This window comes from Nocardioides sp. LMS-CY (assembly GCF_018732145.1).
In the GTDB taxonomy this organism is placed as follows: Bacteria; Actinomycetota; Actinomycetes; order Propionibacteriales; family Nocardioidaceae; genus Nocardioides; species Nocardioides soli.
In genome coordinates this window covers 1,996,520-2,019,827 of record NZ_CP076104.1, presented here as the reverse complement: position 1 = coordinate 2,019,827, position 23,308 = coordinate 1,996,520, and the positions used below count along the sequence as shown (strand labels likewise).

At 73.0% G+C, this 23,308-nt stretch carries 21 protein-coding genes and 1 pseudogene; 10 read left to right on the top strand and 12 right to left on the bottom strand.

Translation table 11 applies throughout. The annotated features are described in order from the left end of the window. The first annotated feature begins 20 nt into the window (after positions 1 to 20). The gene (locus tag KM427_RS09750) at positions 21 to 2,717 is read left to right on the top strand and encodes a winged helix-turn-helix domain-containing protein (RefSeq protein ID WP_215527069.1); all 2,697 of its coding nucleotides are present in this window, start codon (positions 21 to 23) and stop codon (positions 2,715 to 2,717) included. On the opposite strand, the gene KM427_RS09745 is transcribed toward KM427_RS09750, so the two are convergent. Beyond that, the gene (locus tag KM427_RS09745) at positions 2,681 to 3,268 is read right to left on the bottom strand and encodes a hypothetical protein (RefSeq protein WP_183590609.1); all 588 of its coding nucleotides are present in this window, start codon (positions 3,266 to 3,268) and stop codon (positions 2,681 to 2,683) included. The two genes, KM427_RS09750 and KM427_RS09745, sit on opposite strands and share 37 nt — an antisense overlap. Positions 3,269 to 3,413: 145 nt before the next feature. Here KM427_RS09745 and KM427_RS09740 point away from each other — a divergent pair, with 145 nt between their 5' ends. Further along, positions 3,414 to 5,042, top strand: a complete 1,629-nt coding sequence (locus tag KM427_RS09740; RefSeq protein ID WP_215527068.1) for an MFS transporter — start codon at positions 3,414 to 3,416, stop codon at positions 5,040 to 5,042. Here KM427_RS09740 and KM427_RS09735 read toward each other — a convergent pair whose 3' ends face one another. The 4 genes from KM427_RS09735 to KM427_RS09720 are packed head-to-tail and all read right to left on the bottom strand — an operon-like array spanning position 5,043 to position 9,523. Further along, positions 5,043 to 5,540 carry a hypothetical protein gene (locus KM427_RS09735; protein WP_183590611.1) on the bottom strand — a complete coding sequence of 166 codons (498 nt, stop codon included), beginning with the start codon at positions 5,538 to 5,540 and terminating at the stop codon, positions 5,043 to 5,045. Continuing rightward, positions 5,533 to 6,021 (bottom strand): DUF1269 domain-containing protein, encoded by a 489-nt coding sequence (locus KM427_RS09730; RefSeq protein WP_183590612.1) that lies wholly within the window; start codon positions 6,019 to 6,021, stop codon positions 5,533 to 5,535. The genes KM427_RS09735 and KM427_RS09730 overlap by 8 nt, the downstream gene beginning before the upstream one ends. Then, on the bottom strand, positions 6,018 to 6,791 hold the full coding sequence (locus KM427_RS09725; protein ID WP_215527067.1) for a hypothetical protein: 774 nt from the start codon (positions 6,789 to 6,791) through the stop codon (positions 6,018 to 6,020). Before KM427_RS09725 ends, KM427_RS09730 begins: the two co-directional genes overlap by 4 nt. Beyond that, on the bottom strand, positions 6,788 to 9,523 hold the full coding sequence (locus KM427_RS09720) for a cation-translocating P-type ATPase (RefSeq protein WP_252275235.1): 2,736 nt from the start codon (positions 9,521 to 9,523) through the stop codon (positions 6,788 to 6,790). The genes KM427_RS09725 and KM427_RS09720 overlap by 4 nt, the downstream gene beginning before the upstream one ends. 123 nt (positions 9,524 to 9,646) lie before the next feature. Between KM427_RS09720 and KM427_RS09715 the strand changes: the two genes are divergently transcribed. The 3 genes and pseudogenes from KM427_RS09715 to KM427_RS25845 all read left to right on the top strand — a co-directional run. Beyond that, entirely contained in the window at positions 9,647 to 10,138 is a 492-nt protein-coding gene (locus KM427_RS09715; RefSeq protein ID WP_252275233.1) for a DUF6325 family protein, read from the top strand. Positions 10,139 to 10,152: 14 nt separating this feature from the next. Continuing rightward, complete coding sequence (locus tag KM427_RS09710; protein ID WP_183590615.1) at positions 10,153 to 10,467, top strand: SHOCT domain-containing protein; 315 nt, start codon at positions 10,153 to 10,155, stop codon at positions 10,465 to 10,467. Between the two features lie 298 nt (positions 10,468 to 10,765). Further along, a pseudogene (locus KM427_RS25845) lies at positions 10,766 to 11,593 on the top strand (DUF222 domain-containing protein); the annotation flags it as partial. 279 nt (positions 11,594 to 11,872) lie between these two features. Here KM427_RS25845 and KM427_RS09700 read toward each other — a convergent pair. The 6 genes from KM427_RS09700 to KM427_RS09675 all read right to left on the bottom strand — a co-directional run bounded on the left by KM427_RS09700 (position 11,873) and on the right by KM427_RS09675 (position 17,735). Then, entirely contained in the window at positions 11,873 to 12,268 is a 396-nt protein-coding gene (locus KM427_RS09700; RefSeq protein WP_252275228.1) for an SHOCT domain-containing protein, read from the bottom strand. 137 nt (positions 12,269 to 12,405) lie between these two features. Continuing rightward, positions 12,406 to 12,825 (bottom strand): DUF7144 family membrane protein, encoded by a 420-nt coding sequence (locus tag KM427_RS09695; protein WP_215527065.1) that lies wholly within the window; start codon positions 12,823 to 12,825, stop codon positions 12,406 to 12,408. Positions 12,826 to 12,940: 115 nt separating this feature from the next. Beyond that, on the bottom strand, positions 12,941 to 14,446 hold the full coding sequence (locus KM427_RS09690; RefSeq protein ID WP_215527064.1) for an MFS transporter: 1,506 nt from the start codon (positions 14,444 to 14,446) through the stop codon (positions 12,941 to 12,943). Beyond that, positions 14,443 to 15,810 (bottom strand): M20/M25/M40 family metallo-hydrolase, encoded by a 1,368-nt coding sequence (locus tag KM427_RS09685; protein ID WP_215527063.1) that lies wholly within the window; start codon positions 15,808 to 15,810, stop codon positions 14,443 to 14,445. The genes KM427_RS09690 and KM427_RS09685 overlap by 4 nt, the downstream gene beginning before the upstream one ends. 24 nt (positions 15,811 to 15,834) lie before the next feature. After that, positions 15,835 to 17,286 carry an anaerobic C4-dicarboxylate transporter family protein gene (locus tag KM427_RS09680; RefSeq protein ID WP_215527062.1) on the bottom strand — a complete coding sequence of 484 codons (1,452 nt, stop codon included), beginning with the start codon at positions 17,284 to 17,286 and terminating at the stop codon, positions 15,835 to 15,837. Further along, positions 17,286 to 17,735 (bottom strand): hypothetical protein, encoded by a 450-nt coding sequence (locus KM427_RS09675; RefSeq protein ID WP_215527061.1) that lies wholly within the window; start codon positions 17,733 to 17,735, stop codon positions 17,286 to 17,288. The genes KM427_RS09680 and KM427_RS09675 overlap by 1 nt, the downstream gene beginning before the upstream one ends. 151 nt (positions 17,736 to 17,886) lie before the next feature. Here KM427_RS09675 and KM427_RS09670 point away from each other — a divergent pair, with 151 nt between their 5' ends. Together KM427_RS09670 and KM427_RS09665 are read left to right on the top strand one after the other, a co-directional pair. After that, on the top strand, positions 17,887 to 18,441 hold the full coding sequence (locus KM427_RS09670; protein ID WP_215527060.1) for a TetR/AcrR family transcriptional regulator: 555 nt from the start codon (positions 17,887 to 17,889) through the stop codon (positions 18,439 to 18,441). Between the two features lie 77 nt (positions 18,442 to 18,518). Beyond that, positions 18,519 to 19,325 carry a PIG-L deacetylase family protein gene (locus KM427_RS09665; RefSeq protein ID WP_215527059.1) on the top strand — a complete coding sequence of 269 codons (807 nt, stop codon included), beginning with the start codon at positions 18,519 to 18,521 and terminating at the stop codon, positions 19,323 to 19,325. Between the two features lie 7 nt (positions 19,326 to 19,332). Here KM427_RS09665 and KM427_RS09660 read toward each other — a convergent pair whose 3' ends face one another. Beyond that, positions 19,333 to 20,172 carry a TetR-type transcription factor C-terminal domain-containing protein gene (locus tag KM427_RS09660; protein ID WP_215527058.1) on the bottom strand — a complete coding sequence of 280 codons (840 nt, stop codon included), beginning with the start codon at positions 20,170 to 20,172 and terminating at the stop codon, positions 19,333 to 19,335. 86 nt (positions 20,173 to 20,258) lie between these two features. On the opposite strand from KM427_RS09660, the gene KM427_RS09655 reads away from it, so the two are divergent. The 3 genes from KM427_RS09655 to KM427_RS09645 are packed head-to-tail and all read left to right on the top strand — an operon-like array spanning position 20,259 to position 23,301. After that, positions 20,259 to 21,281: a phosphotransferase family protein gene (locus KM427_RS09655; protein ID WP_215527057.1), complete on the top strand. Its 1,023-nt coding sequence runs from the start codon at positions 20,259 to 20,261 to the stop codon at positions 21,279 to 21,281. Positions 21,282 to 21,290: 9 nt separating this feature from the next. Next, entirely contained in the window at positions 21,291 to 22,496 is a 1,206-nt protein-coding gene (locus KM427_RS09650; protein ID WP_215527056.1) for an acyl-CoA dehydrogenase family protein, read from the top strand. A gap of 16 nt (positions 22,497 to 22,512) precedes the next feature. Continuing rightward, a complete protein-coding gene (locus KM427_RS09645; RefSeq protein WP_183590626.1) occupies positions 22,513 to 23,301 on the top strand; it encodes an SDR family NAD(P)-dependent oxidoreductase in 789 nt (262 codons plus the stop codon). The last annotated feature ends 7 nt before the right edge of the window (positions 23,302 to 23,308 follow it).

Here is a 23,308-nt window from a genome sequence, read left to right as displayed (position 1 = left end):
CCGACTGTCACGTCGAGGGGGTGGGAGCCCTGTCCGAGGAAGACCAGCGCGCCCCCGCCCCGGTCGACCGCACCGACCCGCTCGACGGCGAGTCCCGCGCCGGGCGCTCCACCGTCCGGCAGGCGAAGCTGCGGCCGGCGGTGAACCCGGCGTACCTGCTGCCGCGGCCGCGGCTGCACGCGCTCCTGGAGGGGGCGGTCGACGCGCCGCTCACGCTGGTCGTCGCGCCGGCCGGCTCGGGCAAGACGTCGTTGCTGCGCAGCTGGGCGGCCGAGACCCGGCACCCGCTCGCCTGGCTCACCATCGACGAGGACGACCGCGACCCCGCGCAGTTCTGGCGGGCGGTCCTGGCCGCCCTCGAGGGGATCGCCCCGCAGGCGGCCGCGTCGACCACCGACCTGCTGCACCGGCCGCAGGTGCTCCTCGAGGCCGTCGGCGCGCTGCTCGACGACCTCGAGGCGCGGGACTACCCACCGAGGGTGCTGGTCATCGACGACCTCGACGTCCTCGACGAGGTCGAGCCGGTGGTCTCCTCCCTCTCCCACTTCGTCCAGCACCTGCCCGCGTGGCTGCACGTGGTGGTGGCCAGCCGGCGTACGCCGCCGCTGCCCGTGCACCGCCTGCGGGCGCGCGGCCAGCTGGGCGAGGTGTACTTCCCGGAGCTGCGGTTCTCCTTCGAGGAGGCGACCGCGATGCTGGCGCGGCTCGCACCCTCGCTCGACCCCGACGTGGTGGCCGAGGTGGCGACCCGGGCCGGCGGTTGGGCCGCCAGCATCCAGCTGGCCGCACTCGGCGCCCGCTCCGCACAGGCCCGGGGCCGGCGCTACCTGCCGAGCCAGGACGACGAGCGCCTCCACCTCGCGGACTACGTCTGGCACGAGGTGCTCGTCAACGAGCGGCCCGACGTGGTCGACGTGCTGCTGGCGACCGCGGTCGTCAAGCACGTCGACCCCGACCTGGCGCGCCGGCTGGCCGACCGCACCGACGCCGTCGACCTGCTGACCCTGGCCGAGCAACGCGGCCTGTTCCTGTCGCGCACCGAGCCGCACGGGTTCGAGATGCACGACCTGGTGCGCGAGACGCTGCTCGCCGTGCTCGCCGAGCGCTCCCCCGAGCGGCTCACCGAGCTCCACGCGCAGGCGGCCGCCTGGCACGAGGCGCGCGGGCAGACGGCGTCCGCCCTCGACCACTGGGTGCGCGCGGAGCGTCCCCGCGAGGCGCTGCGCCTGCTCGCCGCGCAGGCGCCGGCGCTGTACGACAGCGGCCAGGAGAGCACGATCCAGCGGACCATCACGGCCCTGCCCGACGCGGTCATCGCCGACGGCGTCGACGCGATGATGGAGTTTGCCTGGTGCCACCTGCTCGTCGACCGGCGCCGCTTCGCGGCCCTCGTCGACGGCCTCGGGCGGCTGGTCCGCGACGACCTCGACGTGGACCCGGTGTGGGGTGCGCGCATGGAGGTGCTCGAGTCGGTGGCCGCCACCCTCCGGGGCCACTGGGACGACGGCGCCTCCCTGGCCCGCTCGGCGCTGGAGAGCCTCGGCGACTCGTGGTGGCTCGACCCGCTCGGCCAGTTCGCGTGGAACGTGATCGCCCGTGACGTAGCCCTCTCCGAGAGGTGGGACGACGCCGGCCACGAGGCGCGCGAGATCATCCGGGCGCTCAGCGTCACGCCGGAGCGGCGGATCGCACTCGAGGGGAGCCGGGCGCTCGGCGAGGCGCTCTCCGGCCACCCCGACGACGCGCTCCGGCTCGTCGCCGGCGCCCGGCACGCCACCGCGCACGGGAGCATGACGATCCTGCGCACGGAGGCGCTGACGGCGGAGGCGATCGCCCGCCGCGAGCTCGGTGACGCCGCGACCGCGCTGCCGATCCTCCTGGAGCTCTCCGAGGCACGGATCGAGCCGGGCCCGCACTGCCAACTGCTGGCGCTCCTCGAACTCACCCAGGCACGGCTGGCCGACGGCGACCTCGAGGGTGCTGAGTCGGCGTTCGGCCGGGCCGCCGAGCTCGTCGAGGTCGAGATGCCGGGGCCGGGTGCCCGCACCCGGCTGGGCCGCATCGGCACGCTGCTGAGCCTGGCGGCCGGCGACCTCGATGCGGCGTACGCCTGGTCGGGGCAGGTGGTCGACCCGTTCTGGACCGGCATGGTCGCGGCCCGCCTCCACCTCGCCGCCGGCGACCTGGGCGGCGCGGCCGACGCACTGAAGACGGCCGAGCCCGGCTGCGTGCGGCACCGGGTCCTGCTGGGCCTGCTGCAGTTCCGGGTGGCCGGGTCCGCACCGGAGGCCGAGGCCCACCTGCTCGACGCGGTGCGCCTGGCCGCGAGCCACGGCCTGGTCGAGACGGTCGCGGCCGAGGGGCCCGACCTCCTCGAGGCGATCGAGCGGCTGGCCTGGCACGCACCGCAGCACTGGCTCGACCGGCTCCGCCGCGTCGGTCCGGCGGAGACGGCGGTCAGCACGCCGCTGGGCCTGGTCGAGGAGCTGACCGAGCGTGAGCTCGAGGTGCTGCGGATGCTGCCCAGCCGACTGACGCTGCGCGAGATCGCCGACGAGCTCTTCATCACGATCAACACGCTGAAGTTCCACCTCAAGGTGATCTACCGCAAGCTCGACTGCACCTCGCGGGCCGAGGCGGCCGAGGTCGCGCGCACGGCGACCGGTCTGCGCCGGACCGTTCAGCCGCCCAGCACCCGCCGCCGCTGGACCTCGTAGCGGTCCAGCGGCAGCAGTCCCCGCTCCACGAGCCGCGCGAGCTGACGCACCTGCGCCACCTGGTCGATCAGGGGCGCGGTGCCGGGGCCTCGGACGATCAGATCCGTCGGGCCCGCGCGAGCCAGCGAGCGCAGCACCCGGTCCCGCGCGATCCGCTCGCCGGTGATCCCCCGGGCGCCACCCTCGCGCGCGGCGTCGGACAGCGCCCCGGCCCAGCTGTCCTCGACGAGCAGCAGCAGGGCGGTCTCGTCGGGCGCCAGCGTCACCGCGGCGAGCTCGATGTCGTGGGGGCTCAGGAGCACGCTCCCCTCGGTGACGGTCATCAGTCCCGCGAGCCTCTCGTGGTCGGTGGGCGACACCGAGTCGACCCGGGCGGCGCCACCCTCACGGACGAGCAGCACGGCGTCCAGGAGCCGGATCGATCCGTCGCGCACCAGCCGGGCCACCGCCTCGGCGACCGGCGCGAGTCCCTCGGCGGCGTGCGCGGAGACGAGGACGTACTCGAGCAGGTCGAGGTCGGGCTCGTCCTCGCGGCGCGGCTCGTCAGGCATGTGGGCTCACCCCCACCGGGTGGTCGTATCGAGGCGTGCCGGGATCGTGTCAGTCCCGCGGGTGGCCCGGCACCACCCCGGAGCGGGTGAGGCGCCGCCACCCGCGCCGCGCCGATGCTGGCAAGCGACCGGGAGGGAGACGCCGATGTCCCGAGCAGCCGCCTCGAGCCGTGCCGCGACCTCGGGCGCCGTGCTGCTGACGCTGGCGTCGGGCCAGTTCCTGATGACGCTGGACAGCTCCGTCATGAACGTGTCGATCGCCCAGGTGGCGAAGGACGTCGGCACGACGGTCACCGGCGTGCAGACGGCGATCACCCTCTACACGCTCGTGATGGCCACCATGATGATCACCGGCGGCAAGGTCGGCACGATGATCGGGCACCGCCGGGCGTTCGCCATCGGGTGCGTCGTGTACGGCGCCGGGTCGCTCACGACCGCCCTGTCGCCGAACCTGGCGGTCCTGATCCTCGGCTGGTCGGTCCTCGAGGGCGTCGGGGCCGCGCTGATCATGCCGGCGATCGTGGCGCTGGTGGCCGCGAACTTCGTGGCCGCCGAGCGGCCCCGCGCCTACGGCCTGGTGGCCTCGGCGGGCGCGATCGCGGTCGCCGCGGGACCGCTGATCGGCGGCGCGGTGACGACGTTCTGGACCTGGCGCCTGGTGTTCGCGGGCGAGGTCGTCGTGGTCGTCGGCATCCTGGCGATGACGCGCCGGATCCAGGACGCCGCCCCGGGTGTGCGCACCCGGATCGACCTGGTCGGGGTCGGGCTGTCGGCGCTCGGCCTCGGCCTCGCGGTGTTCGGCGTGCTGCGCTCCGGCGAGTGGGGGTGGGTCACCCCCAAGCCGGGAGCACCCGACCTCTTCGGCGTCGCGCCGACCGTCTGGCTGGTGCTCGGCGGGCTGCTCGTGCTCCGCGTCTTCGTGTGGTGGGAGCTGCGCCAGGTCGGCCGCGGCCGGGAGCCGCTGGTCGACCTCGGGATGCTGCGCAACGCCCGCCTGATCGGCGGCCTGACGATGTTCTTCTTCCAGTTCCTGTTGCAGGCGGGGTTGTTCTTCACCATCCCGCTCTTCCTCTCGGTCGCGCTCGGGCTCAGCCCGCTCGAGACCGGTGCGCGGCTGCTCCCGCTCTCGGTCACCCTGCTGGTCGCGGCGGTCGGCATCCCGCGTCTGTGGCCGCACGCGTCCCCCCGCCGGGTCGTGGGCCTGGGACTCGTCGCGCTGCTCGCCGGCATCCTGTCGATGGTCGGTGCCCTGGAGGCCGGGGCCGGACCGGAGATCGTCACGACCCCGCTCCTGCTCGCGGGGCTCGGGGTGGGAGCGCTCTCGTCCCAGCTCGGGGCCGTGACGGTGTCGGCGGTCCCGGACGAGCGCAGCGGCGAGGTCGGCGGCCTGCAGAACACCTCGACCAACCTGGGCGCCTCGCTCGGCACCGCACTGGCCGGGTCGGTGCTGATCGGCGCACTGTCGGCGAGCTTCTTCGTGGGCATCGAGTCGAACGCCGCGGTCTCGGACGCCGTCTCCGAGCGGGCCACGGTCGAGCTCGCCGGCGGCGTACCGTTCGTCTCCGACCAGGACCTGGAGGCCGCCCTGGCCACGACCGACCTCAGCGCCGCGGAGGCCGACGCCATCGTCGAGGAGAACACGACGGCCAGGCTGGTGGGCCTGCGATCCAGCCTGACGGTGCTCGCGCTGATCGCCGGCCTGGCGATCTTCCTGACCCGGCTGCTGCCCACGAGGCCGGTCGGGTCGCCCGAGGCACCCGCCGGCCGGTCCTGATCAGTGCAGGCCGACCTTGAGCAGCACGACGAGCAGGCCGACGCCCGCGCCGGTGGCGGCGCTCGCGATCCGCCCGGCCGTGTCGAGCCCACCGCGCACTCCGGCGAGGTAGCTGTAGAGCGTGAGCAGCGCGATCGTCGCGATCAGCGCGATCCAGGCCGCCGTGCGGATCTCGGCGCCGAGCACGAACGCGACCAGGAGCACCCCGAGCGGGACGACGGACGCGCCGGCGATCGGGAGCGTCTCGCGCAGCGCGTGCCGCAGCGCCGCGACCGGGTGGTGCCGGTGGGTCAGCGCGCTGCCGATGGTGACCGCGTGCAGGTGGGCGATCCAGTAGACCGCGACGGTGCCGAGGATGACCAGGCTCAGCTGGCCGATGGTGTCCTTGTAGCCGGCGCTGTAGGCGATCGCCGCCGCGCACACCACCGTGCCCGTGATCGCGCCCTCACCGCCGCGGACCAGCCCGAGCGGGTCACGGCGCGTCGACGCCTCACTCACCGCCGAACGTCTCCAGCAGCGTGGCCCGCTCCGCCTCGGTGAGGTTGGTCGAGATCAGCCGGCTGTCGCGGCCGTGGAACCGCTCCCCCAGTCGGTCCAGGTCGGCGTCGTCGGTGACCAGGAACAGCGCGGAGGTGCCCGGCGTGACCTCCATCCGGATCCGCTCCAGGTCGCGCTCCGTGATGCCGGTGCCGTCGGTCCTCTTCACGAGCGCGCCGATGCCGGCACCCAGCGCGGCACCGGCGATCGGGATCGTGAAGAGCGCACCGCCGAGCACGCCCCACAGCACACCCCAGGCCGCACCGCGCTTGGAGCTGTCGTGCTCGTGGAGGAGGTCGGGCTCGGCGCTGTCCGTCGGCCAGCTCAGCACCGCGTGGTCGACGATCGTGACCAGGCCCTCGGCCTCGGCGGCACGCAGCGCCAGCTCGGCGCGGCCCGCTCCGTCCGTCTCGTCGAACTTCCACACCGTGAACGTGGTCATGCGCCGTCCTCCTGCTCCATGCGTGCCGCCAGCGCGGCCAGGGTGGTTCGGGTCTTGGCCTCCTGAGGCGTGCTCAGGTCGACGCCGTGGCCGGCGAGGAACACCTTGGTCTCGGCGGCCACCCGGAAGGCGTCGGCCGGCGGGCACTTCGTCGAGAGCTCGAGGATCCGCACACCGTCCGGGAGGAACCACAGCTCGGCCACCATCCGGTGAGGATAGTCGCGGTGCTCGAACTTCGCCTTGAGCAGCGTGACCGGCCCGAGCACCCGGAGGTCCTCCATCGTCACGCCCTCCGGGAGTCGCGCGAGCACCAGCGCGCCCTGCTCGTCCGAGAGCACGTCCGCGATCGTGCGGTTTCCGGTCAGCACGCGCCGCGCCTTCTTGTCCGACACCTCCGCGGTCAGCGAGCAGGAGCAGGTGTACCCCGCCGGCGAGGCGTCGACCTCGACCTTGAAGCCCGGGATCCCGCGCAGCCCCTCGGGTACGTCGGCAGGCAGCATCGGCCGCAGCTTCACCGTCACGTCGCCGGGCTTGTCCTGGGTGCGGCGGACGCGCAGCACCAGCCCGGCCGCGGACAGCGCCAGCTCGCGGGTGTCGACGAACGCCACCTGCCGGAGGCCGGCGTCGAGCGGGTCGATCCCGAGCGCCTCGATCACCCCGGGACGGTCCTGGTCCGAGATGGTGACCTTGAGCTCGACGGCGTCGACGTCGGGCAGCAGCGCGAGCAGGCCGGCGAGCTGCTCGGCCTCGTACGTGGGGAGGGTGGTCATGCGGGCGCTCCTTCCGATCGGCCCGATCGGCGCAGCACCAGCTTCACCAGCTCCTCGACGGCCACGAGCGACGCGGCGAGGCCGATGCAGGTGCACCACTGCGCGAACGTGAGTCCGGTGGTGTCGAAGATCCGCTCGAGGAAGTCGAGGGCGGTGATCGCGACGATCGCCAACAGGGCCACGGCGTACCGCCGCAGCTGGAGCGCGCCCGGGATCGCGGCCCGGTCGACGATGGTGCCGGTCTGGTCGCGGCAGAGCAGGGCGGCGGCGAGGTGGAAGAGGGACAGGGTGGTGAGCAGCATGGTCGCGGCGAGCACGGCGTCTCCGGCGTGGTCCCCGATCTGGTAGGCCACGAGTGCCCCGAGCGTCATCACGGCGCCCTGCACGCACAGCCGGATCCAGTTGCCGCGGGACAGCACGGGCGCGCCGACGGGGCGCGGCGGCCGGGACATCAGGCCGCGGGCCGGCTGGTCGAAGCCGAGCGCGATCGCGAGCGGGATGTCGACGACCATGTTGAGCCACAGGATCTGCAGCGGGTTCAGCGGTGCGCCCGCGGCGATGCCGAAGATGCCGGCGCCGATGAAGATAGCGATGTAGGCGACCAGGGTCGACATCTGGAACCGCAGGTACTTCAGCAGGTTGTCGTAGAGCGTGCGGCCGTAGGAGACCGCACCGACGATGGTGGCGAAGTTGTCGTCGGTCAGGATCATCACCGCGGCCTCCTTGGAGACCTCGGTGCCGGTGATGCCCATCGCGACGCCGATGTCGGCGGTCTTCAGCGCCGGGGCGTCGTTGACGCCGTCGCCGGTCATCGCGACGACGTTGCCCTTCTCCTTGAGGATCCGCACCAGCCGGACCTTGTCCTCCGGCGCGACCCGCGCGATCACCCCGATCTCGTCGATCTCGGTGGTCAGCCGCTCGTCGCTCATCGCGGCGAACTCGGTGCCGGTCACCGCGCGGCCCTCGATGCCGAGCTCGGTCGCGATCGCGGCGGCCGTCGTCGCGTGGTCGCCGGTGATCATCCGCACCCGGATGCCGGCGTCGTGGCACTCCGCGATGGCGGCCTTCGCCTCCGACCGGGGCGGGTCGACGATGCCGATCATCGCCAGCAGTGTCAGGTCCTGGACGAGGCCGATGAGGTCGTCACCGGGGCGGACGGTCCCGGGCTCGAGGTCGCGCTGGGCGACGACCATGACCCGCTCGCCGGCGTTGGCGATCGCGTCGTTGGCCTCGAGGGCGAGATGCCGGTTGGCGTCGGTGATCGCGACGAGCGTGCCGTCGGGGTTGCGGATGGTGGTCGCGCGGGCGACGAGCACGTCGGGCGCGCCCTTGACGTAGCAGCGCACGACCGGGCGGCCGTCGTCGGCGGTCATCTCGTGGAAGGTCGCCATGAACTTGTAGTCGGAGTCGAAGGGCACCTCGGCCACCCGGGGCAGCGCGGTCCGGGTCTCGGCGATGTCCAGCCCGCCCTTGGCCCCCAGCACGATGAGCGCGCCCTCGGTCGGGTCGCCGATCAGGCTCTCGCCGTCCAGCACCGCGTCGGCGCACAGCACCATCGGCAGCAGGTAGGGGTCGAGGTCGTGCCGCTGCCCGCCGACGTGGCTGATCTCGCCGACCGTGCTGTAGCCCTCCCCGGAGACCGTGTAGCGGTTCTGGCCCGGGATGACCAGCTCACGGGCGGTCATCTTGTTCAGGGTCAGCGTGCCGGTCTTGTCGGAGCAGATCGCGGAGGTCGACCCGAGCGTCTCGACCGCGGGCAGGCGCTTCACGATCGCGTTGCGCCGGGCGATCTCGCGGGTCCCCATCGACAGCAGCGCGGTGACCACCGCCGGGAGGCCGGTCGGGATCGCGGCGACCGCGAGCGCGACGCCGGTGATGAAGAGCGTGTCGAAGGACTGCCCGCGCGCCAGACCGAGCAGCACGACGAGCACCAGCGCGACCGCGGCGATCGAGGCGATGATCTTCGAGAGCGAGTCGAGCTGCCGCTGCAGAGGCGTCTTGCTGGTCTCGGTGTGGGCGAGCATGTCGGCGATGTGGCCGATCTCGGTGCCCATGCCGGTCGCGGTGACGACCAGCTCGCCGCGACCCCGGGTCACGGAGGTGTTCATGTACGCCATGCAGATCCGGTCGCCGAGCGGCACGTCGGTGCCCAGGACCGGGTCGGCGGTCTTCCCCACCGGCAGGCTCTCGCCGGTGAGCGCCGCCTCCTCGATCTCGAGCGTCGCCGCCAGCACGACCCGGCCGTCGGCCGGCACCCGGTTGCCCGCCTCGACCAGCACGACGTCACCGGGCACCAGCTCGGCGGCGTCGACCTCGACCGCCTGCCCGTCGCGGCGGACCCGCGCGACGGTCCGCATCATCTGGGAGAGCGCCTTCACGCTCTCCTCGGCCTTCGCCTCCTGCCGCAGCCCGATGACCGCGTTGAAGACCGTCAGACCCGCGAGGACGACGGTGGTGCCGGCGTCGCCGGTGACGAGCTGGTTCACGAGCGCCGCGGCAAGCAGCACCAGCTGCATGAAGTCCTCGTACTGCCTCAGGAACGCCCGCCAGCCGGGCTCCTTCGCGGTGCCCGTGAGCTGGTTGGGTCCGTGCGACGAGAGCCGGACCCGCGCCTCGTCGGCGGAGAGGCCGCGCCCGACGTCCACGCCGAGCCCGGCCGCCACCTCGGCCGCCGGCGCCGAGACCGGGTCGGTGACGCTCGGTGCGAGAGCCAGGTCGATGTCGTTGCCCACCGTTGCTCCCCTCGTCGGTCCGCGCCGGCCGGTCCGCGCCCCGAGGGCCATCGTCGTGACCGCACGGGTGGTCCCGCCTCACCCCTGTCGGGGTGGGGTCGAACCACCCACCCCTGTGTGAGCGTGAGCGCGTACCGCTGGACCTCGACCAGCGGGTCGGCCGAGGAGGACCCGATGACCCAGCTCGACGTAGGACCGATCGACTATCTCGCTGTGGAGCTCCCCGGGGCGAGGCTCCAGGGACAGGGCCTGGCGGCCCTGGTCGACCTGACCGACCGCGGGATCATCCGGATCCTCGACCTGGTGGTCGCCACGGTCGGCGAGGACGGCAGCGTCGCCGCCGTGGAGCTCACCGATCTCGACGGCGACGGCGAGCTCGACCTCGCGGTCTTCGAGGGCGTGCGGTCGGGGCTCCTCGACGACGACGACCTCGCCGAGAGTGCCGCGCTGGTCGAGCCCGGCAACGCGATCGCACTCCTCGTCTACGAGAACACCTGGGCCGGCCCGTTCGTCGCCGCGATGCGGGAGGTCGGCGCCGAGGTGATCGCCAGCGGCCGGATCCCGGCCGAGGACGTGATCGCCGCGCTCGACGCCCTCGACGCGGCACAAGCCTGAGGAAAGGACACGACATGGGACTGATCGGCGGCATGGCCCGCACCGCAGTCGTCGCCGGCACCGCGACCGCGGTGTCCAACCGCGTCTCCCGCCGCCAGGCGGGGCGCTGGCAGGCGCAGGCGGATGCGCAGGCCTACCAGCAACAGCAGTACCAACAGCCCCCGCAGCCGCAGTACGCCGCGCCGCCCCCGCCGGCGCCGGCTGCACCGGCCGCGTCCGGCTCCGACGACCTGATCGAGAACCTGCAGAAGCTGGGTGCGCTGCGCGACCAGGGAGTCCTGACCGACGCGGAGTTCGAGGCGCAGAAGGCCAAGCTGCTCGCCGGCTGACCGCTCCGGTCACCTCATGCCGACCTGCGGGGCCGGGCGGGTTGGTGGTGGTTTCGAGGCTCCTCGCTGGCGCTCGTCGCACCTCAACCACCGTCGTCGGGGGGCGACGGTGGTTGAGGTGCGAAGGCGCGCGCAAGCGCCTGAACCTCGAAACCACCAGCCAGCACGGGGAGTGTCGGCGTCATCGGGACACGGTGGTTGAGGAAGGCGCGCTGGCGCCTGTCTCGAAACCACCCCGGGTGTCGACGACGACCGCGCAGATGCGCGACCTCGCCGACGCCGTGGCCGATGCGTCGGTGTGGTCCATGGACCCCGCCGAGACCGGCGCGACACTGGTCGAGCTGACCCGGCTGGCCGCGCAGGTCAGCGAACTGCGGGCCCGGGTCGCCGCGCACGCCGACACGATTCACGTAGGTGCCGGGGTGGGGGCGTCCAGCGCGGCGAACTGGCTGGCCCACCAGACGAAGACCACCCGGGCGGCCGCGTACGGCGCGGTGCGGCTCGGCCACGACCTCGAACAGCACCCCCTGACGCGGGAGGCGCTGGCGGCCCCGAGACCCTCGCCAAGGCCGAGGCGCACCTGGTCGCCGAGGCGCGTCATCACGACGCCAAGGCATTGAGCCGGCTGGGGCGTCGGCTGTGGGAGGTCATCGCCCCCGACGATGCCGACGCCCACGAAGCCGACATCCTCCAACGACAGGAGGCGGCCGCGCTGCGGGCCTGCTCGCTCACGATGGCCGACGACGGCGACGGCACCACCCACGGCCGGTTCACCCTGCCGACCTACCACGCCGCCGCCCTCAAGAAGGTCCTCATGGCCCTGGCCGCACCCAAGCACCTCGCCGCCACCCAAGGCCCCGGCATCGAACGCCGACCCGGACCCGAGGCACTCGGCCGGGCGCTGTGCGAACTGATCGAGCGCTACCCCACCGACCGACTCCCCACCACCGGCGGCGTCAACGCCACCGTCGTGGTGGTCATCGACGAAGACACCCTCACCGGCCGGCTGGAGAAAGCCGGCGTCCTCGACACCGGCGACCGCATCAGCCCCGGCATGGCCCGCCGGCTCGCCTGCGAAGCAGGAATCATCCCCGCCGTCCTCGGCAGCGCCTCGGTCCCGCTCGATCTGGGCCGGCGAAGCCGCCACCACACCGAGCACCAGCGCATCGCCCTGTTCCTCCGCGACCGCGGCTGCCGCGCCGAAGGCTGCGACCGCACCACCGGACTCCACGCCCACCACCAGACCAGACGGCAAGATCAGGTTCCATCGCAGAACGTGACGGACCATCCGCGTGGTGGCACCCGGCGGTGGGGGTTCCACCGGGATGACGAAACTCCCCGCCCCGCGAAGCCGGACCAGCCCGGCCGGAGCGGCTTCCGGTCCGGCCCGGCAGAGCCGCACCGGTCAGGCCAGCAGCTTGGCCTTCGCCTGCTGGAACTCCTCGTCGCTGATCGCGCCGCTGGTGCGGAGCGCGGAGAGGCGCTCGATCTCGGCGGCCGCACTCGGCGCGCCGGCGACGCCCTGGACGTAGGCACGCATCTGCTCGTCCTGGCGGCGGGCGTCCCGAGCCGCGTGCTCCCCCATCTTCTTGCCGCGCGCGATCAGGTAGACGAACACGCCGAGGTAGGGCAGCACGATCACCAGGATCGTCCACCCGGCCTTGCCCCAGCCGCCCATGTCGTCGCTGCGGAAGATGTCGGCGAAGACGCTGATCAGCAGCCAGATCCAGATGAAGAAGAGGAAGAACCACAGCATGCTGAGGAAGACGTCGCCCGGGCTGTACTCCCATACGGTGACCACGATGCACCTCCTGGCAGGGTCGCAGCGGCGACGCCGCTGAGGCGAGCCGTCACGGCGACGGTGCCCGCGTCACATGATGGGGAGCCACCGGGTGGGCGGGCACCACCCCGGTCGGGGTGGTGCCCGTTCCCCCGTGATCAGCGGTCGTAGCCGCGCAGCTGCACGCTCAGCGCCCAGATGACGAAGCCGTCGAAGGCGATGATCACGATCGACCACAACGGATAGTGGGGCAGGAAGGCGAAGTTGGTGAGGGCCGAGAGCCCGGCGATGATCATGCCGAGGACCCGCGCCCACGACTTGCCCATCAGGATGCCGACGGCGACGACCGCGCCGATGACCGCGAGCACGATGTGGACCGTGCCCCAGGTCGTCATGTCCAGCTTGTAGAGGTAGTTGCTGCCAGCGGCGTACAGGTCGTCGTTCGCGACCGCCGACAGGCCCTGGAGCAGGCCCATGCCCGAGGACAGCAGGAGCAGCACCCCGCCGAACGTCGCGCCGAGATCGGCGAACAGGCCTCGAGTCGAGTAGTCGATGTCCCGCGCCGATTCCGTCCTCATGCGAGTGCCTCCTCGAGTGACCGGTGGCTCGATCGTCGGGGCGGGGTGGGTGGCGCCGCACCACCCCGGCCGGGGTGGACTTGTGGTCGCGCCCTCCTCCCGGACCCCCGGGGCCTCAGGTCGAGGAGCCCTCTGGAGCGCCCGCACCCGACCTGGCCGGTGTCGCCGAGGTCGGCAGCGTGTGGCTCGCCGAGGCGGCCGCCGCGGCGGCGTCGGCGAGGGTGCCGCGGGCCTCGCGGTGCCGGCCCATCACGACCGCCATCACGACGCCCGCGAGGCTGATCGCCGCCATCGCCCAGGCGGTCGTGCCGAGCCCGGCGGTGAGGGCGACGGCGGAGCCGTCGCCGTCCGCGATCCGGTTCGCCGTCACCGTGCTGTAGAGGGTCGCCGCCAGGGCGGTGGCGACCGCGGCCCCGACGTACCGGGCCATGTTGGAGACGCCCGACGCCTCCCCGACCTGGTCGGCCGATACGGCGGCGGTCGCCGCGGCCGACGACGGCCCGTTCGAGAGGCCCATGCCGACGGCGGCGGCGACGAGCGGCAGGAAGAACGCGGCGTACTGCCAGGACGCGTCGGCGAAGCCGATCCACGCGAACCCGACCGCGGTCAGCAGGAAGCCGAGGCCGACGACCTGGCGACCGCCGACCTTCGCGGCGAGCCGCGGCACCAGGGGGGCCGACACCACCAGGCCGACCGTGGCCGGCAGCGTCGCGAGGCCTGCCTCGAGCGGGCTGAAGCCCAGGGTGCTCGGGTCCTGGAAGTAGAGGCTCAGCACGTACATCAGCGCGTTGATGGTGCCCGCGCCGATAAGGATCGCGACGGTGGCGCCGACCAGCACCCGGTTGCGCAGCAGGGCGAGGTCGAGCAGCGGCTGCGCCACCCGGCGCTCGACGGCGACGAACCCGGTGCCGGCGAGGATCGCCACCAGGATGCAGCCGACCGTCGCGGCCGAGACCCAGCCCCAGTCGCTGCCCTTGCTGAGCGCGAGGATCAGCGGCCCCAGGGTGAGGGCGACCAGCACGGTGCCGACGTAGTCGACCGAGCGCGGCCGGTCCGCGGCCCGCGAGTCGGCGACGGTCGCGAAGGTCAGCACCATGCAGCCGACCGCGACGCCGGCGTCGATCCAGAAGAGCCCCTGCCACCCGGTGAGGTCGACCAGGACCCCGCCGACGAGCGGTCCGGCGGCCGCGCCGACCGCGGCCGCGGCGCCCCACAGCGACACGGCGCGCACCTGCTCCTGGCCGCTGTAGGCGACGGTCAGCAGGCTCATCCCGCAGGCGAGGATGGTCGAGCCGGCGGCGCCCTGGATCATCCGCCCGGCGATCACCATCTCCCCGGAGCCGGCCAGGGCGATCAGCACGCAGGAGGCGACGAAGAGCAGCAGCCCGGCCTGGAAGACCCGCTTGCGGCCGAAGACGTCGCCGAGCGAGCCGGAGGTGATGATGACGGCCGCGCCGACGAGCGAGTAGCCGGTGACCGCCCACTGCAGGGTGTTCACCGACATCCCGGTGTCCTCGCTGATCGCGGGCAGCAGGATGGCGACCGCGGACGTGTTCGCGTTGACGACCAGCGTGGAGATGCAGGTCGCCAGGAGCACGCCGGTGCGGCGGCCGCCCGTCATCGTGCGGCCGCGCCCTCGGCCGTCGTACCGGCGAGATGGACCAGCAGTCGCGCCTGGGCGATCACCATCTTCTCGATCTCGCTCGGATCGACGCTCTCGTCGGAGGCGTGGATGCGGGACTTCGCGACGTCCTCGGGGCCCCACAGGATGAACTCCGCCGTGGGGCAGGCGTCCTGGAGCGTACGCAGCAGCGGGATCGAGCCGCCGGAGCCGGCCTCCCCCGCCGGCTTGCCGTACGCCTCGGCGAGCGCGGCGCGCGCGGCGTCGTACCCGGGGCCGTCGGTGGCGCACCGGAAGGGTGGGGCCTGCTTGGTGCGTTGCACCTCGACCTGCGCACCGAACGGCGCGTGCGACTCCAGGTGCGCGACGAGCGCGTCGAGCTCTCGCACCGGGTCGGAGCCCGGCACGATCCGCATCGACAGCTTGGCCCTGGCCTCCGGGATCAGCACGTTCGAGGAGCCGGCGATGCTGGTCATGTCGACGCCGATCGCCGAGACCGAGGGCCGCGCCCACAGCTGGGTGCCGATGCTGCCGGTGCCGGCGAGCGTGACGCCGTCGAGGAGGTCGGCACTGGCCTCGAAGTCGGCGGCACTGAGGTCGGCGCCGGTCCACTCGCCGCTCGAGACGCCGTCGACCGCGACGTTGCCGTCGGCGTCGTGCAGCGTCGAGAGCAGCCGCGCGAGCGACATCATGGCGTCCGGTGCCGGGCCACCGAAGACGCCGGAGTGCAGCGGGTGCTCGAGCGTGCGCACCGTGACGACGCAGGCGACGTCGCCGCGCAGGGCGGTGGTGAGGACCGGCTCACCGACCGCGAGGTTGCCCATGTCGCAGACGATGAAGACGTCGCACTGGAAGAGCTCGGGGTGCGCCCCGACGAACGCCTCGAGGTTGCTCTCCGTCTCCTCCATGCCCTCGAGGATCAGCTTCACCGTGCACGGCGGCCGGCCGTCGAAGATCCGCATGGTGCCGAGGTGCGCGACCAGGCCGCCCTTGTCGTCGGCGGCGCCGCGGCCGTAGATCCGGCCGTCGTCCTTGTGCACGGCGGTCCACGGGTCCGACGTCCAGCCCTGCTCGGGCGGGGCCGGCTGCACGTCGTAGTGCGCGTAGAGCATGACCACCGGAGACCCCGGGGGGCCAGCCACCTCGGCGTAGATCGGCGGATAGCCGGTCGGCACGTCCATCAGCCGCGCGTCGGAGAACCCGACCTCGCGGAAGAGCTCGAGGGTGGTGGCGGCCATCTCGTGCACGGGCTCCTCGGGATAGCCCGGGAAGGCCACCGAGGGCACGGCGACCAGCCGCTCGAGCTGGCCGACGAGCAGCGGCATCATCGCAGCCGCCCGCTTCTCGATCTCCTGCAGGTCCATCGGGATCTCCTGTTCTCGCGAGGCTCAGGCGACGAGCGAGCCGATGGCGGCACCGACGGCGACGGTGACGACGGTCATGATCAGCATCGGCACGAAGAAGCTGTGGTCGAGCAGCTTGCTGCCGAGCTTCGTCGTGCCGCTGTGGTCGAAGTTCGCGGCCGCGATCTGGGTGCCGTTCGCGGGCAGCGTGTAGACACCGCTGAGGGCACCGGCCCACATGCCGGTGACCAGACCGGGCGAGAGCCCGGCGGCGAGGCCGATGGGCACGATGGTCCGGGTCGCGGTCGACTGGCTCGTCGTCAGCGCCGCCACCAGGAAGACCGCGAGGGCGAACAGCACCTTCCAGTCGGTGACCCAGCCCCCGATCGTGTCGATGATCTGCTCCTCGTGGGCCGAGATGAACGTCGCGGTCAGCCACGCGATCCCGAACAGGGCGATCGCCGAGATCATGCCGGCCTTGAAGACCGACTGGTCGGGCACCTCCGAGACCTTCGGCCGGCCGAGGAAGAGGATCGCGACGCCGACGGCGAACATCACCATCACGATGGTGGTGGTCATGTCGATCGAGACGGTGCCCTCGCCCTCGACCTCGAAGGCCGGCCGCAGGTCGGGGAAGAGGCCCAGGATGACGATCGCGACCACCCCGGCGAAGAACGCCAGCGCCGAGTTGCGCCCGGCGGCGGTGTAGGTCAGGGCCGTCGACGCGGGCGGCGTGTCGGCACCGGTACCGGCCGAGCCGCTCGCCGGGCCAGCGACGTCGCCACCCATGTCGCCGCCGGCGGCCGCCGGCACCGGCGCGACCGTGACCGCCGCGCCCGGGGCGGCGAGCTCGCCGGACGCGATCTTCGCCTGCACCTCCGGGTCGTCGTCGAGGTCGGGCCACATCCGGTTCACCACCAGCGCGGTGACCACGATGCCGACGACGCAGGCCGGCAGCGTGATCGCGAGGATCTCGGTCAGCCCCAGGTCGTACGGCGCGACGTCGGTCAGCGTCAGCATCGCCGCCATCGCCGCGGAGACCGGGGAGGCCGCCAGCGCCATGCCGGACTGCACGACCGTCACCGTCAGCGGTCGGGAGGGGCGGATGTGGTTGCGGTACGACACGTCGTAGATCACCGGCAGCAGCGGGTAGATGATGTTGCTGGTCCCCGCGCCGATCGAGAAGACGAAGGCCGTCAGCGGGGCGATCAGGGTGATCTGGTGCGGCCGCTTCTCGATCACCCGGGCCGCCATCGCCACCATCCAGTCGATGCCACCCGCCGCCTGCATCATGGCGGCGGCCGTCACCACGGCGAGGATGATCGCCATCGCCGCGGCCGGCGGCTCGCCCGGTGCCTCCCCGAAGACGAACACGAGGATGCCCGTGCCGAGGCCGCCCCAGAGGCCGACCCCCACGCCACCGGCTCGGGTGCCCATCACGATGCACCCGAGCACCACCAGCGCCTCGAGCACGAGCTTCACGTCGTCTGCACTCATCACGCCTCCCCGCACTTGACGTCCGCGACCCGCTCCAGCGCGCCCCATGCCTCGCTGACGGCGTCGATGCTGTCCTCCAGCAGCGGTCGGGCGGCGTCGAGCGCCTGCTGGCCCGCGTCGTTGGCCGCCGCCGCGAAGTCGTTGACGGCGGTGCGCACCGCCGAGATCAGGGTGTCCAGCTGGCCCTCGGCCGTCGCCTGCAGCGCATCGAGCTGGTCCTGCACGTCCTGGGCCCGGGCACGTACGTCGTCGACGGTCGCGGTGTCCGGGTCGAGCTCCGACAGCGAGTCGACCTGCTCGACGAGCTGGTCGTACTGGACGCACAGGTCGTCCTCCGCTCTGACCTGTGCCTCGCCGCAGCCCGCCGAGAGGGCCGCACCGACGAGGAGCACCGCCGCGAGCCCGCCCGCGCGGCTCCGCGCGGACGCCGGCCGACGTCGACCTCTCATGGCGCGGGACGCTAGCGAGGGGCGGGGTTGGCGGGCACCACCCCGGGACGGGTGGGTCCGAACCGGGTCGCCGAGGCCGGGCACCGACCGCCCACCTGGAGAATGGCCGCCGGACGAGGCGCGCAGCGGACGGTCGTTGACGGAGGATGCCATGGACAGGCGCACGGAGCTGGTGTCGGCGGCGAGCGACCACGTCGCCGAGCACGGGCTCATCGGTTTGAGCCTGCGCCCGCTCGCGGCGGCCATCGGCACCAGCGACCGGATGCTGCTCTACCACTTCGAGAGCAAGGACGACCTGGTCGCGGCCATCCTGGAGCACTCCTCGGGAACCGCGCTCGAGGAGCTGGCCGGGCTCGAGCCCCGCGCCGACGTGCGTGCCGCGGTCCTCGACCTCTGGCAGCAGCTCCGTGCGGGACGGCTGGCGGCCGACTACCGCGTGTACATCGAGGCCGCCGCCATGGGGCTCCTGGGTCGCGAGCCGTATCGCAGCGTCATCCGGGCGGGCAATCGGGAGTGGCGTCGCACACTGGCGCGCTACTTCGCCGGCAGCGGGGCCACCTCCACGTCTGCGGCCCGGGTCGCCGCGTTGGTGGACGCGGCCCTGATGGGCCTGTTCCTCGACCTGCCACTGGACGACGACCCCCTCGTCGAGCGCACGGTGCGGGACCTTGCCGACGCGGCAGCGGCGCTGTCCGGCGCCGGATAGTCGACCCCTCGCCGTGGCGCGCCCCTTCGCCAACGTGGGGGCTGCCGTCCGGCCCCGACCGCGGCTAGCCTCGCGAGATGAGCGCGGAGCGCACCCTGCCACCGCTCCCGGCCGACGCGTTCGATCGCGTCCTGTGCGTGGTGGCCCATCCCGACGACGTCGAGTACGGCACGTCGGCGGCCGTCGCGGCGTGGACGAGCCGGGGCGTGGACGTCGGCTACCTGCTGCTGACCCGCGGGGAGGCCGGCATGGACGCCAGCCACCCGGACCGGACTGCCGCGTTGCGCGTGGGCGAGCAGATCGCGGCCTCGGCCGCCGTCGGCGTGTCCGAGGTGGAGTTCCTCGACTACCCCGACGGCGTGCTCGTCTACTCGTTGGAGATGCGCCGCGACATCGCCCGGGTGATCCGGCGGCACCGCCCGGACGCCGTCGTCGTGGGTTCGTGGGAGGTGGAGTTCGCGGCCGGACTCAACCAGGCGGACCACCGGGTCGCCGGACTGGCGGCCGTCGACGCCGTCCGGGACGCCGGCAACCGCTGGGTGTTCCCCGAGCTGCTCGACGAGGGTCTGCAGCCGTGGTCGCCACGCTGGCTGCTCGTCGCCGGCGACGAGCGGCCCACGCACGGTGTGGACGTCACCGGCACCGCGCTCGAGGGCGGGATCGCGTCCCTGGAGGCGCACGGCGAGTACCTCGCCGGGATCGCGGGCCATCCCCCGCCGCGGGCGATGATCTCCGGCGTCACGGCGGTGCACGGCCGACGGATGGGGGTCGCCCACGCCGTGCTGTTCCGGGCCTTCGACTTCCACGCGCCGCCGCCGATCGCGGTCGAGGCCATGCGGCTCGCCGAGGCCGAGGCCGCGACGGAAGGCCCGGACCCGCCCTGACCGGTCGTCACCGCGACGGGTCGGGTGCGCGGTCGTCCAGCATCCTGATCGCCAGGCGCGCGTACTCCGCGGCCACCTGCGCCGGAGTCAGCGGCCCGTCGACCCGGAACCACGAGGGAAGCGCCGTGCACATGGTCGCGATCGCCCGGCAGGCGGTGCGCACCTCCACCCCGGGGAACGCCAGCGCCGCCTGCTCGTCGAGGAGATGCTGCACCTCGTCGCGCAGCGCCGTCACCCGGGCCAGGTCGTCGCCGGACATGCCGCGCATCTCGCTGGCGCCGATGAACGCGAGGTCGCCGCGCACCGCGTGGAAGAGGGCCAGCGACTCGACCATGAGCGCCAGCGACTCGACCGGGGTCCCACCGTCGGCGCGGGCGTCGAGCAGCCGCCAGCGGATCTCCGTCATCGTGACGTCCATCAGCGCGACCAGGATGTGCTGCTTGCTCGGGTAGTGGTGGTAGATCCCGGCCACGCTGACCCCGGCCTCGGTCGCGAGCTCGCGCATGCTGGTGGCGTGGAAGCCCTGCCGGACGAACAGCCGCACGGACGCCGCGAGCACCGGGCCCAGGCCGACGTCGTCGAACCGGCGCCAGTCCTGGTCGGTCCGCTCGTGCCCGTCCACGATCGGCGCAGGTGCCGCGACGTCGCCGCTCATCAGTACGGCGGCGGGGATCCCCACCAGCTCGGCGATCCGCTGCAGCCGGGCCACCGTGACCGGCGCCCGCCCCGTCTCGAGCGCGCTCAGCGTGGCCGGGCTCACCCCGAGCTCCGCCGCCAGCCTGCGCAGCGACAGGCCCTTCGCCACTCGGGCGCGGCGGACAGCCGCCCCCACCTCATGTTCGGTCACACCGAACATGTTAGACCCGCTGGACAGTTGCTGAACAGATTCCGTACGATCACTCGGTAATGTTCAGCGCGGTAGAAGAGGTGCACATGTCCGGTGACATCCGCGACCTGGTCCGCCTGGACCGACTCGGTCCCCGCCTGGCCGAGGTCACCGGCGAGGAGGCGTGGCGGAACAGCCGGGCGGAGCTGATCAGCGGGGGGAAGTCCAACCTCACCTTCACGCTGACCAGCGCCGCCGGCGAGCTGGTCCTGCGCCGCCCGCCCACCGGAACCCTGCTGCCGAGCGCCCACGACATGGGCCGCGAGGCACGCGTCCAGCGGTGCCTGGCCGGCACCGACGTCCCCGCCGCGCCGATCGTGCTCTACGACGAGGGCGAGCTGATCGGCATCCAGTGCTACGTGATGGAGAAGGTGCCCGGGCACGTGATCCGCGGCGAGCTCCCGGACGGGTACGCCACGACCGCGGCCGAGCGCACCCGGATGGCGTTCGCCTTCGTGGACACCCTGGCCGCCCTCCATGCCGTCGACCCGGAGGCGGTGGGGCTCGGCGACTACGGGCGACCGGCGGGGTTCATGGAGCGGCAGGTACGGCGCTGGACCGGGCAGTGGGAGGCGAGCCGCAGCCACGACGTCGCCGAGATCGACGAGCTGGGCCGGCGGCTGGCCGCGGCCGTGCCGGTCCAGCGGCGCAGCACGATCGTGCACGGCGACTTCCGCACCGACAACGTCGTGTACGACGCCGCCGACCCGGGCCGCATCAACGCCGTCCTCGACTGGGAGCTGTCGACGCTCGGCGACCCGCTCTCCGACCTCGGGCTGCTCATGCTCTTCTGGCGCGACGCCGACGACGGCGACCTGAGCCTGATCCCCGGCGTCAGCCAGCTGCCCGGCTTCCCGAACCGGGCGGGCATGCTCGAGCGGTACGCCGCGGCGTCCGGGGCCGACCTCAGCGACCTGGGCTACTACCGGGCGTTCGCGCACTTCAAGTTCGCCATCATCGTGCAGGGTGTCGCGGCGCGGTCCGCGGCCGGCGCGATGGGCGGCCAGGACTTCGGCGACTTCGACGACGAGATCCTCCGGCTGGCGCAGGCCGGTCTCGACCACATCTAAGGAGACACGATGGACTTCGCCCTCTCCCCCAAGGCCCAGGATGCCTGCGACAGCATGTGGGAGTTCATGCGCGAGCAGGTGTTCCCGGCCGAGCCCGTGTGGGCGGCGTACCTCGCCGAGCACGGCGAGCACGCCACCCCGCCGGTCATCGAGGACCTCAAGACCGAGGCGAGGCGCCGCGGCCTCTGGAACCTCTTCCTGCCCCAGCTGTCGGGCCTGTCGAACCTGGAGTACGCGCCGGTCGCCGAGATCTCGGGCTGGTCACCGGTGATCGCCCCGGAGGCGATCAACTGCCAGGCCCCCGACACGGGGAACATGGAGACGCTGGAGCTGTTCGCGACCCCGGAGCAGCGCGAGCGCTGGCTGGAGCCGCTGCTCGAGGGCCGGATCCGCTCGGCCTTCGCCATGACCGAGCCCGACGTGGCCTCCTCCGACGCCACGAACATCACCACGACGATCACCCGCGACGGGGACGAGTACGTCATCAACGGCCGCAAGTGGTGGATCACCGGGGTCGCCGACCAGCGGTGCGAGATCTTCATCGTGATGGGCAAGACCGACCCCGACGCCGCGACCCACCGACAGCAGTCGATGATCCTGGTCCCCCGGGACACGCCGGGCGTCAGCATCGAGCGCCACCTCCCGGTCTTCGGCTACCAGGACCAGCACGGGCACTCCGAGATCGTCTTCCGCGACGTGCGGGTCCCGGTCGACAACCTGCTGGCCGGCGAGGGCGACGGCTTCCGGATCGCCCAGGCCCGCCTGGGTCCCGGACGCATCCACCACGCCATGCGCGCCATCGGCATGGCCGAGCGGGCTCTGGCGCTGATGGTCGACCGGGCCAAGTCCCGGGTCGCGTTCGGCCGACACCTCTCCGAGTTCGGCAACGTGCAGGACCTGATCGCCGACTCCCGCATCGAGATCGACCAGGCGCGCCTGCTGGTCTACAACACCGCCTGGCTGATCGACCAGCACGGCGCGAAGGCCGCGAAGTCGGAGATCTCCGAGATCAAGGTCGCGGCACCGGCCGTCGCGGTGGCGGTGATCGATCGCGCCATCGAGGTCTTCGGCGCGATGGGCGTGTCCGACGACACCGTCCTGGCCGGCTTCTACGCCTGGGCCCGGGTGCTGCGCATCGTCGACGGCCCGGACGCCGTCCACCGGCGCACGATCGCCCGCCAGGAGCTCAAGCGCGTCCCCCCGCACCTCGGCTGACAGAGAGCAGGCACCCATGACCGCGAGCCCGGCCACCGCGAGCCCGCTCGACCGCTTCCGGCTCGACCACCAGGTGGTCGTCGTCACCGGGGCCAGCTCCGGCCTCGGCCTCGGCTTCGCCCGCGCCACCGCCGCCGTCGGAGCCACGCTCGTCCTGGCCGCGCGGCGGGAGGACCGGCTCACCGCCGTGGCCGACGAGCTGCGCCGGAGCGGCACCACGGTGCTCACCCACCGCACGGACGTGTCCCGGCCGGAGGAGTGTGACGACCTGGCGGCGGCCGCCGTCGCGGAGTTCGGGCGCATCGACGTGCTGGTGAACAACGCCGGGCTGGGTCCCGCCGGCGCCGCGCTGCGCGAGGACCCCGACGTGTTCGGCACCGTCATCGACGTGAACCTCAACGGCACCTACTGGATGGCCCGGGCCTGCGCTCCGCACATGCCCCGGGGGTCGTCGATCGTCAACGTCGCCAGCGTCCTGGCCCTGGTGGCCTCCCGCTTCCCACAGGCGCACTACGCGGCCAGCAAGGCCGGGGTCCTCGGCCTGACCCGCGACCTGGCCCAGCAGTGGTCGGCCCGGCGCGGGATCCGGGTGAACGCGCTCTGCCCGGGCTACTTCGCCAGCGAGATGACGGCGTCCGAGGGCGCGGAGCTGCTGCGTGGGATGGTGGCCGACCACAGCATCCTCGGCCGCTTCGGCGAGCAGGAGGAGCTCGATGCGGCGCTGCTCTTCCTGGCCTCGCCGGCATCGTCGTACATGACCGGGGGCTCCCTGGTCGTCGACGGCGGGCTCAGCGCCATCGTCTGACGCGCCG